This is a genomic window from Streptomyces sp. SP18BB07 (assembly GCF_036322545.1).
GTDB lineage: Bacteria > Actinomycetota > Actinomycetes > Streptomycetales > Streptomycetaceae > Streptomyces > Streptomyces deccanensis.
The window spans coordinates 1-9,661 of the sequence record NZ_JAQYWT010000234.1 but is presented as its reverse complement, the minus strand read 5'-3'; the positions used below and the strand labels follow the sequence as shown (position 1 = coordinate 9,661).

The following is a 9,661-nucleotide window of genomic DNA, read 5'->3' as shown; positions in this document are numbered from 1 at the left end:
TCACCCTCGTCGACCACATCCACCATGACCAGTGGGGACAGACCCGAAAACACCGTCCGCACAAGCTCGTTGACACCCATCACATGAAGGTCAACGACCCTCACAACTCTCTGTCACCACCGAATGTGAGACAGGGCCGCTCGTTTGACAGACCCACCTCGTGGTCGACCGCCTCAGTGCCACGCCGCTCGCCGCGATCGGCGCCGGCTCCAGCACCTTCATCGTCGTCACGGGGCTCGTCCTCACCATCCAGGAGAAGCTGCAGAAGCCGTAGGCGGACTCCACCGCACCGCAGAACGATGCTGCCCGGCACCACCTCGGTGCCGGGCATCATCTGTTGGCGAGCCGGAAACGTCGCACCTGCCGGGGCGACGGTCAGGGCGTGTCGCCGGAGTAGTAGAAGCGGCAGCTCACACCTGGGCCGGGGGTACGCGCCTCACCGGGTCGCGGGTCGTACAACGACCGCCCGCCGGGGAACCTCCCGAGCTCCGTGGACAGAGCCGCCCCGTCGTCGACTTCCGCGGGCCGCCATTCGTGGATGTCCAGCAGTAGGCCGTCCAGCGGGCCCCCGACGAGTTCGGCGTAGGTCCGGTGCGGGAGCGGGCCGGGGTTGGGGTCGTCGTGGTCGTGGCCGTAGACACGGCCGTTCAGCAGCTGCTCGTCTCCGTTCATCCGTCCAGCCTCGCAGCCACCACCGACAGCACCCCGCGCGGCGGCGGCTCCGGCACGTGGCTGGGTTCATGGAGGCTGGGCCGGACCCGCCGTGCTCACCGTGCCTTCGGCAGCGCGTCCAGAGAGCAGTGCTCCTCCCCCGCGTGGCGGCCGGCCACGCGCCACACCGGCTCATCGCCCCGTGCTGGTCAGCTGTGGCCAGCGTCGTGGTCGCCAGGGTGATCCGGTAGCCCACGCTGCGCGGGCGGCGTTGCCGCGTCCGGTCGCCGGTGCGTTGCGGTACGCGTCGTAGCGCTCCAGTTTGGCGACCAGACGGGCGTAGGACATGGTGCGGTCGATCTCCACGAACGCGCTCTGGCCGTTCGTCAGGAGAACGCCGGCGTCGGGGAGCAGGGAGCCGGCCGGGGGTGAGGTGGGCGGCCTCGCGAGGCGCCAGTCCGTGTGTTCGGCCGCCTGCGCCTGGCGGAAGGTGACGACGGTGTCGACCAGCGCGAGGCCGTGCTCGCGCAGTCCCCTCTTCGTGGCCGCGCGTTGCCCGATAGTCCGTCCGGACGTCGGCGGGAGCTCACCGGAGGCGGCGGCTTCCCCGAGACCGGCGGGGGTGCAGTACCAATAACTCTGCTGGGCACGGTGGGTCCGCCCGGCCAGGGCGTCGGCGCGCAGGTCACGCAGCGCGCGGCGTACGTAGTCGGTGCCTGCTGGTCCGGCAGCAGGGCCTTGAGCTGGCGAGGCGTGGCAAGGCACGGCTGGGCGAGAGCCAGGAGGACCTCACCCTGGATCTCGGCGCCTGCCCGGGCGGGACTTCCCCGGCCGGGGCGCTGTCTCCTGGGAACTACTGATAGAGGAGATAGAGGAGTTGAAACTGGCCAGGGCCGATCGACAAGGGATCTGATCAGCGACAACCGGCAGGCGGCGGCCGGAAGCCACGGGCTGGAAGCCACGGGGCTGGGAGCGGGGCTCGCCGTGTGGCTTGCCGCAGGTCCGGTGGTCGCATCGGTGTCGGCCGGGGTCGGTGGCGGCGGCTGGGTCAGCGGACGGGGGCGGTGGTCATCGCGTCCGCGGATCTCCCCGGCCGTACAGGGCCGGATCGGTGACAGCTCCGGCTCGCACGCAAAGGGGCGCGCGAGCCGGGGCCCACCATGAGCAAGCACCCCTTGTCCGCGGCCTGTTCAGCCAGGCACGCCTTGTCCGTTATGGCCCTTGACCACCCCTTGCCCGGGCGGTTCGTACGTGGCCGATGCCCCACCGCCCGACGGGAGTTCAGCGACCCGACTGGGAAGCGCCCTCCACCAGCTGGACGACGACATCCAGGATTCCCTGGCCGAACGCCGTGGGGGCGACCAGCACGCCGAAGACCAGCACGATGACGACGGTCAACTTCTCGTCGAACCGGCTCCGGGCCTGCGTACGCCGACGCAGCCGCACGACGATGATGACCGCCAGCAGAACCGCCACGTTGATCGTCAGTACCACCCGGCCAGCCCTCCCCCATCAGACACAACCGTCCGCCGACTTGTGTAGCCCCGACCCACTCCGCGTGGCTACCCAGTTACTGATCGTTGGCGGCAAAACGCTTCTGCCCGGCCGGTTTTCCGGCCTTGACCAGCCCGTACAGCCGCGTAGCGCCCACACACGGAGCGGTGCGCATCGGACGGGCGGCGCCATGCGTCGTGCACTAGCGTCGACGGCTTCTACGACTGGTCGGTGGCGTCGGACCATCGCTTTGCCAGGATGTGCCGGTTTCCGACCGGAGCCTGCCGGGTGGTCAGTCCAATGCGGGGCGTGCGCGGCGTGTGGTGCGTGCGGGCCGCCCGACTGCGGCGTACCAGACCAGGGCCGTGCATAGGAAGGCCGTCGCCGCGGAGGCCAGTGACCTTGTGAGGGTGTCGTTCCGTGCGCCGGAAACGAGGGCGACGGCCAGTGCCAGCATCAGGGGGGCGACGGGCAGCTGACGGGGGTTCCGCGTGGCGCCTGGCGGGGCGGTCGGCGGCAGCAGCCAGGTTGCGAGGCCGTAACAGGCACAGGCCAACAGTGTGGCTCCCAGTGCTGAGTCATCGCAGTGTTAATTCCGTTGGGGAGAGTTCGGCCACGTGCGTCTTGCGGCACGACGTGGGCCGCCGGGCTCGGTCGGCCCACCGACGGTCCGCTCCTATTCGGTGAGTGCCCGCCCCTGCCGGCGCTGGGCGGCGAACGCCAGGGCGGGGAGGGGTGCGGTCGGCAGGATGAGGACGATCAGGTCCGGAAAGGACTGCATGAACGCGTCCGGCCGGACGACGATCGCCTGCGTGCGGACGATCGCAACCGCCGCGACGGGGATCAGCCACCGGTGGTCGCCGGTGGCATCCGTCGCCACCCACGCGGCGATCAGCGAGGTGACTTCGAGGGCGAACAAGCCGCGTTGGAAGGTCGGACTGACGGAGATGATGTGCAGGCCCCCGGCCCCGAACATGGCGAGCACGACGGGAGCCAGCCAGCGGTACGAGCGGCGTCGCAGACGGCTGGGACGGCAGAGCGCCAGCACGGCGCACGCGGCGCACAGTGCCCCCGAGAGCGCCAGGTCACGGGCCGTTATCGGGGTGCCGAGACCGTAGTAGCCCAGGCCCGCCTTGCCCTCGTCGCCGAAGAGGATGCGGCCGTGGGACGTGACGCCGGCCCAGATCATGGCTGCCGCGGCCAGCAGCGCGATCCACGCTCTGCCACGCAGCAGAGCGATCAGGCAGCCCAGCGGGAGCAGCCCGTAGGGCAACAGCCGTATCCGCGTGGGACCTTCGGCCCACGGGTATCAGCCGGAGAAGCGGAAGGCGATGGCGTGCTGTCCGGGGTCGATGCGCAGTGCCCAGTGCCACACGTCCTGCAAGTACGGAACCAGCGCCAGCGCGGCGAGGGCCAGGGCGGCCAGGTGGATGCCGTCCAGCCACCACGGCCGAGTGGTGTCGTCAACGGTGGCACGGGCGCGGGCCTGCACCCCGGCGCGCACCAAGGCGGCAACTTCCCGCGGCAGGGGCCAGGAGCGGCCGGGGTACGCCTCGGCCAGGCAGGCCAGCAACTCCTCGCCCTGCCGGGAACGGTAGGACTCGGGGTAGGCCGCGAGCAGCAGACGATTCATGCCGGAGCCGCTCCGGCATCCCGGCGGTGTCCGATGACGACGGCCGCCGCCTGCTGCATCCGCAGCGCCTCCCGGCCGAGCGCCTCGGTGCCGTCCTCGGTGAGCCGGTAATAGCGCCGCGCCCGCCCATCCACGATCTCCTCATGGCCGGCGGCCACCAGCCCGGCCCGCTCCATCCGCTCCAGCGCGCCGTAGAGGGTGCCTACAGCGATCCGCAGCCGCCCGTCGGTGGCCTGCTCGGCAGCCTTGATGATGCCGTAACCGTGCAACGGACCATCCATGAGCGCAGCCAGGATGAAGTACTGCGGTTCCGTCAAGGGCGGATTCTGTCTGGTCATGCGTCGAGCATATATCGAGCTCCGAAATATATCTGCCACCTCTGGAGAGCTCAGGCGTCGTGTCACAGAGCGGTCGTTCGCCAGTTCTTGCTCGCTGCAGCCGGGCCGCCTTCTACGATCGAAGAACAACTGGCCATACAGCTGGCCGAGGTCCGGGCTGAGCGGGACGAACTCGCCGTCGCCGACGTGTTCTTGAGCGGGTGAGCGAACAGCTTGCCGGCGAGCGCGCCTTGGCCGCCCCGGCGTCTGGGCAGGTGGGCGGCCGGGCGGTGATGCTGATCCCGCAGGGCGAGCCAGACGTGGAGGAGACCATGCTCCCGTCGGACTATCAGCGCATCCTCGCTGCCGTACGGCAGGCGGCAGGCTGCAGGACCGGTCATGGCCCGGCAGGTCGTCGAGATACTGGGGAGTCGACGTCGCGATGCGGGCCAAGCTGGAACCGCTACGCGGGAGACTGATCAGACTCGTCGATCGAGACCGACGGTGGAAACTGCCCGACGGCCGGTGCACCACTCGCCTGCGACCAGGGACGCTGCCGCCCTGATGGCGCCCGTTGCTTGAATTCCCCACCCCTCAGGCTGTTCCCCAAGTCTGCTCATCCGGTACGTCTTCTCTACCCGTGCAGCGGTCCGTACGACTTTGATGGTGCCGGAGTACATGCGTGCGCCCGCACGACAGAGGGGTTTGCATGTGCCGTAGCGGCATGTGGTCCAGTAGGCGGCGAGCACGACATTGAGAGGTTCCCTCGCATACCCCTTCCTGCGATTCCCCGCCGGGTCAAGATCGGCGATGCCGCCGCGTTCGCCGGGACCACACCCCGCGCCATCCGCCACTACCACGCCATCGGGCTCCTCGCCGAACCGGAACGCGGCAGCGACGACCGCCGCCGCTACGGATACGACGACATGATCCGCCTGCTGTGGATCCGCAGGATGGCCGATGCGGGGATCTCCCTGGACGACATCCACGCCGCCTTCGAGGGCACCACCGGCATCGAGCAGTCCCTGGCCCGCCTGGAGGGGTCCCTCGCTTCCAAGGCTGCCGCCATCGAGGCCCAGCGGGCCGCCGTGAACCGTCTCCGCAAGGTGGGCAGCCCCCTGGGCCTGCTTTCACCGCTGGTCACGGGCCGCCTGCGCGATCTACCGCCCGGAGCATTGCGCTTGACCGACCTCGACACCCTCCTGGTCACGGAGCGCGTCTTCGGCCCTCTGGGCGCCGCTATCCAGGCCGACCGGTTCATCGTCCTGGCCACCCACCCCGAGCTGCGGGCCGAGGAGGACCGACTGGCCGAGGCCGAGGCGGCCCTGGACGACACCATGTCCCCCGACTACCCCCACATCGAAGACCTGGCCACCCAGCGATGTGATCACGAGACCGCCCTGGCAGCCGCCATCGAAAGATCCGGCCTGGAAGAGGCCCTCGACGTCCTCCTGGACCGGGAGGACGAGCACGCCGGCGAGGAAGAGGACGGGGCGAGGGTGAGCGCGATGGGGGCCCTCGGCAAGATGCCGTACGACTTCTCTCCGGCCCGAGTCCGGTACGAGGAACGTGTCATCGAACTGCTCCACCCGGCCGATCAGGACGGCGACACGGACCCACGGACCTGCTGATCGACGTCGGCGCCCAGAGCGAGCCCGCCAAGAGCAGCCCGGAGTCGTGCGGCGCGAGCGTAACCCCGGTGCCCCCGGCAACCGTTGGAATTGTGTGACGAAAGCCAAAGAGGACGCCGAGGGCAAAAGCGACACGGTCAAGGTGGCGGATCCTGCCGCCCGGGAAGATCGCGGCGACCGGCGGAACTACTCCGGCGAACACCGCCATCACGGCCTGCACTTCCTCGCCCTCACCGACGAAAACGGCCGCCTGATCCGGATATCCGCCGCCCAGTCCGGACGCACCCACGACATCACTGCAGCCCGCCACGACCACGCCCTGGCCCACCTGCGCGCCGCCGACCTCGACGCCCTCGCGGACCTCGGCTTCCGCGGCCTGGACAACGACGTACGCGACCCCGTGATCGTCACCGGCTTCACAGCCGGCCGCGCCCACGAGCTCACCCCCGGCCAGAAGGGCGCCAACCGTGTCCTCGCCGTCGGACGCGCGCCGGTCGAGCACGGATTCGCCCCCCCTGAAGAACTGGCTGACCCTCACCAAGCTCGCATCGACCCCGCCCATGCAACCCGCCTCCTGCGCGCCCTGCTGGTCCTGCTCGTCCTGACGAACCTCGACCTGCGACTTCAAGTTGGCGGAGGCTCATCGTCACCGCGCGGTACGCACCACCGGAGGAAGTGGCGCACCGGATGCCGGGAGGTACCCACTCCCTCATCGGCCAGTGCTCGTCAGTGTGGAGCCCACTCCCATCCGCTGGGCATCGCGGTGGACTCCACTCCCACCCGGTTGTTCGCCACGGTGGGCTCCACTCTGCGGCGGCGCAGGAGCGCGACGCGCCATCGCGCCATCAGACCGTACGGCTCAGGAGCCAGGCGAGGCCGGTGTACGGCTGCGCTGCTTCCTGGACCTACGCCAGGAGCCCGGCTCGTGGCCCTGCGGACGGCCACGCCCTCGCTGACCAGCCGGGGTCGGCGCCATGGTCTGCTTGGGGCGGATCAGCGCGATTATTCAGTCGTGAGCCCGACACCGCCTCCTCGCCGCCCGCGGCGGGGGTGGACGGCGAGGAGTCCGGTCACTTCTCCCTGGGCTTGTTGCGGACCCCGATGGTCCACATGACGAGGGACGCCGCTCCAAGGGCTGCCACGATGAGCGGTAGGGCTTTGTTCGACCCCTCTGCCGTGAGGCCTTGCAGCACCGCGAGCACGGTGACGACCGCGACCACGGACAGAAAGATGCTCATCTTGACTTTGTTGCTCACGGTTTGTCGTGCCCTTCCGTCACGGGCCGGCCACGATGCCGGCAGTGGCGATGATGCCGGTTTCACCTGCGGCGCCGATCCCGGCAAGGCAACCCGTGCCAGTGCTGAAGATGCTCTTTCCCTCATCGAGAGCGTCGGAGAGGCTGAGAAGTCCTGTGGGGTCGCTGTTGTTAATGGGGTCGCTGGCCGCGTAGAGGTAGGGGTTGGTTTCCTGGCCGGAGGGGTCTGGCTGGGTGCAGCGGCCGAGGGACGGGTCGTAGTAGCGGTGGCCCATCTTGTAAAGCCCGGTCGGGTCGGCGTAGGCGCCCGCGTATCGGTACGGCTGGGGGGTGGTCTTGGTGGTGGTGCCGTGAGGGAGGCCGGTGGGGCCGTTGGCGTAGGTGTGGGGTGCGCTTGCCGGTGTCGTCGGCGAGGCCGAGGACGTTGCCGCTGGCGTCGGTGAGGTAGTAGTAAAACTTCCCACCAGTCGTCATGGAGTTCAGCGTGCCCGCCGGTTCGCGGATGAATCCGGTCGCCCTGAAGCTGTCCCAGCCAGATGACGCCGAACGAGCCGGGCGGGCGGCGATCAGCGCGCTCCGCGAAGTCACCCGCCTCGTCCGCGAACAAGGCACCCCCTGACGGCGAAGCCAAGACCCGCCTCCTGACCCTGCGGAAGTACACCAGCCTGCGACTGGTGCCCCGAGAGCGCAGGCTGGTGATGCGGAGTGGCCGGTGGATGTCGCCCTCGCGCGGCCCGTGACGCAGTTGCCGACAGGCCCGTCGTGGGCTTACGAGATCAAGTTATGGACAGGTTTGATGCTGTTCGTTGTGCGCGTCTGTCGCGCGCGCCGCAGCCCTTCAGCCGCAGGCAGATGGACAGGCAGATGGAATGGCGGCTGCGTACCGGGCCACGGGCTTCGCCGATACTGCCCGGTGGTCGTCGGCGACACCGCCGTCTACCGCAGGAACAAGACCGAACAGCTCATCTGCCGCCCCCTTGCGCGACCACCACACCACCCTCGCTCTACCTCGCCTGCCTCACCCACCACTTGGCGGCTCCTGCAGACCGACGAGCCTGTCCGCAGGGCACGGGCGTGACGGCCGCCGCGGAGATGTCCGGCAAACCGCGCACTGCCGACAGCTCCCGTACGGCGCCGGACGTGGTCCGTCTGCATCCGGACGTTCATCTGCGTTGCTGCGGTTACGGGTTCCTCATGTCCTGGTGTCCATAGGGTGAGCTGGGCATGATGGGCGCATGCTGGTCGCCGTGGTGACCTCGTGCTCGTTGCGAACCGTGTCACGGCGGACGATCTCGAAGCCGCCTTCGTCCATGACGGCCACCGAGGCGAACCAGACGGGGGCGTCCTCGTCGGGCTGGACGACGACGAAGGTGTTGTCCGAGTCGTTGAGGTCGCTGATCATCATGAACAGCGCGTCCTCGGAGGGGTCGTCGATGCGGTCGCCGTTCTCGCTGTCGGCGCCGTAGTACAGAGCCCCCATCGTCGTCTCTCCCTCGCCCTGTTCGCCTTGGTCGCCGTCAGCATGGCATGCAGAACCGACAACCCGGACCGTCACAGCCATTCACCGATCGCGGCGATCAGGACGGTCGCCTCGAAGCGGACCGCGAGCTTGTCGAACCGGGTGGCGACCGCCCGGTTGCGCTTGAGCCGGTTGATCCCGCACTCGACCGCGTGCCGGGCCTTGTAGTCCTCGCGGTCGAAGGCCGGAGGCCGCCCGCCGGCCTTCCCTCGCCGTTTGTGGTTGGCAACCTGGTCAGCCGGCTCCGGGATGGTGCATCGGATGCCGCGCTTTCGCACGTAGGCCCGGTTGGCGCGTGAGGAGTACGCCTTGTCGCCCCGCACCCGCAGCGGGCGGACGCGCGGGCGGCCCGGTCCGGTGCGGGGAACCCGGATGCCTTCCAGCACGGCGATGAACTGAGGACTGTCACCGCGCTGGCCTGCGGTGGCCAGCAACGACAGCGGTCGCTGACCCTGTTCACAGGCCAGATGAATCTTGGTGGTGAACCTCCCCGGGACCGGCCCAGACCGTGGTCGTCCGGCTCGGTACGGGTGCCGCCGGGCGGTTCCTTCTGGGCCTGGCCGTCGCGGCGGGCGCCTGCGGCGTGCTGATGGGCCCGGCAGATCGTGGAGTCCACGTTGACCTCCCACGTGATCAGTCCCGCCGCATCCGCCCGGGCCTGCAGTCGGGTCAGCAGATCGGGCCAGGTGCCGTCACGCTGCCAGCGGCGGAACAGCCCATAGACCGTCTGCCACGGCCCGCACTCCGACGGCAGGTCCCGCCACGGAGCACCGGTCCGCACCCGCCAACGGATCCCATCCAGCAGCCTCCGTCGGCCCAACGACGGCCGCCCCAACACCACGACCGGCAGGAACGGCTCCAGCACCGCCCACCGCTCGTCAGAAAGATCCCCTCGCCCCACACCGCGATCATCACGGCGCAGGGAGAACGACGAAGCCCACTTTCAAAACACGACCTAGTACCAATGCCGTTGCTTTTACCGTGGGCGTAGGCTGGTTGGCAGTGGGTCCCGGGGGTGGTCGGTGTGGCTGCGAGTGCGTCTGACTTATCGGGTCTTGGTCTTCTGACCTGGGTGTATCCGCCGGGGTTGGTGGACCGGGTGGTGGCCGCATGCGGACGTTCAGAGCAACGTAGGCGGCTGCTTCCTGCGCGGTTGGTCGT

Annotated in this window: 11 protein-coding genes and 3 pseudogenes; 5 read left to right on the top strand and 9 right to left on the bottom strand. The window is 69.3% G+C overall.

Features of this window, described 5'->3' with window-relative positions:
- Positions 1 to 375: 375 nt before the first annotated feature.
- The 5 genes and pseudogenes from PUR53_RS07425 to PUR53_RS07405 form a co-directional block, all read right to left on the bottom strand.
- Positions 376 to 672 carry a hypothetical protein gene (locus PUR53_RS07425; RefSeq protein WP_329896790.1) on the bottom strand — a complete coding sequence of 99 codons (297 nt, stop codon included), beginning with the start codon at positions 670 to 672 and terminating at the stop codon, positions 376 to 378.
- Positions 673 to 843: 171 nt separating this feature from the next.
- The gene (locus PUR53_RS07420; RefSeq protein WP_329907789.1) at positions 844 to 1,416 is read right to left on the bottom strand and encodes a replication-relaxation family protein; all 573 of its coding nucleotides are present in this window, start codon (positions 1,414 to 1,416) and stop codon (positions 844 to 846) included.
- Between the two features lie 516 nt (positions 1,417 to 1,932).
- Positions 1,933 to 2,145 carry a hypothetical protein gene (locus PUR53_RS07415; protein WP_329896792.1) on the bottom strand — a complete coding sequence of 71 codons (213 nt, stop codon included), beginning with the start codon at positions 2,143 to 2,145 and terminating at the stop codon, positions 1,933 to 1,935.
- 676 nt (positions 2,146 to 2,821) lie between these two features.
- Positions 2,822 to 3,778: pseudogene (locus PUR53_RS07410) on the bottom strand (hypothetical protein).
- Positions 3,775 to 4,116 carry a PadR family transcriptional regulator gene (locus tag PUR53_RS07405; protein WP_329907788.1) on the bottom strand — a complete coding sequence of 114 codons (342 nt, stop codon included), beginning with the start codon at positions 4,114 to 4,116 and terminating at the stop codon, positions 3,775 to 3,777. Before PUR53_RS07405 ends, PUR53_RS07410 begins: the two are co-directional and overlap by 4 nt.
- A 749-nt stretch (positions 4,117 to 4,865) precedes the next feature.
- Between PUR53_RS07405 and PUR53_RS07400 the strand changes: the two genes are divergently transcribed.
- The 3 genes and pseudogenes from PUR53_RS07400 (at position 4,866) to PUR53_RS07390 (ending at position 6,682) form a co-directional block, all read left to right on the top strand.
- A complete protein-coding gene (locus PUR53_RS07400) occupies positions 4,866 to 5,726 on the top strand; it encodes a MerR family transcriptional regulator (protein WP_329896794.1) in 861 nt (286 codons plus the stop codon).
- Positions 5,665 to 6,177: pseudogene (locus PUR53_RS07395) on the top strand (transposase family protein); the annotation flags it as partial. The gene PUR53_RS07400 and the pseudogene PUR53_RS07395, both read left to right, overlap by 62 nt.
- Positions 6,178 to 6,445: 268 nt before the next feature.
- Complete coding sequence (locus tag PUR53_RS07390) at positions 6,446 to 6,682, top strand: DUF6207 family protein (protein WP_329907787.1); 237 nt, start codon at positions 6,446 to 6,448, stop codon at positions 6,680 to 6,682.
- Between the two features lie 114 nt (positions 6,683 to 6,796).
- Here the strand turns inward: PUR53_RS07390 and PUR53_RS07385 are convergent, their stop codons facing one another.
- On the bottom strand, positions 6,797 to 6,964 hold the full coding sequence (locus tag PUR53_RS07385) for a hypothetical protein (RefSeq protein ID WP_329907786.1): 168 nt from the start codon (positions 6,962 to 6,964) through the stop codon (positions 6,797 to 6,799).
- A gap of 37 nt (positions 6,965 to 7,001) precedes the next feature.
- A pseudogene (locus PUR53_RS07380) lies at positions 7,002 to 7,494 on the bottom strand (RHS repeat-associated core domain-containing protein); the annotation flags it as partial.
- Here PUR53_RS07380 and PUR53_RS07375 point away from each other — a divergent pair.
- Complete coding sequence (locus PUR53_RS07375; protein WP_329907791.1) at positions 7,466 to 7,600, top strand: hypothetical protein; 135 nt, start codon at positions 7,466 to 7,468, stop codon at positions 7,598 to 7,600. The pseudogene PUR53_RS07380 and the gene PUR53_RS07375 overlap by 29 nt on opposite strands.
- A gap of 573 nt (positions 7,601 to 8,173) precedes the next feature.
- Here PUR53_RS07375 and PUR53_RS07370 read toward each other — a convergent pair.
- Positions 8,174 to 8,461 carry a hypothetical protein gene (locus PUR53_RS07370; RefSeq protein WP_329907785.1) on the bottom strand — a complete coding sequence of 96 codons (288 nt, stop codon included), beginning with the start codon at positions 8,459 to 8,461 and terminating at the stop codon, positions 8,174 to 8,176.
- Between the two features lie 71 nt (positions 8,462 to 8,532).
- A protein-coding gene (locus PUR53_RS07365) for an IS5 family transposase (RefSeq protein WP_329907784.1) occupies positions 8,533 to 9,401 on the bottom strand; the annotation gives its coding sequence in 2 pieces (ribosomal slippage) (positions 8,533 to 8,984 and positions 8,984 to 9,401; 870 coding nt in all).
- Positions 9,402 to 9,515: 114 nt separating this feature from the next.
- On the opposite strand from PUR53_RS07365, the gene PUR53_RS07360 reads away from it, so the two are divergent.
- Positions 9,516 to 9,661: transposase domain-containing protein (locus PUR53_RS07360; RefSeq protein WP_329907790.1), on the top strand; the 146-nt coding region annotated here is incomplete at its 3' end.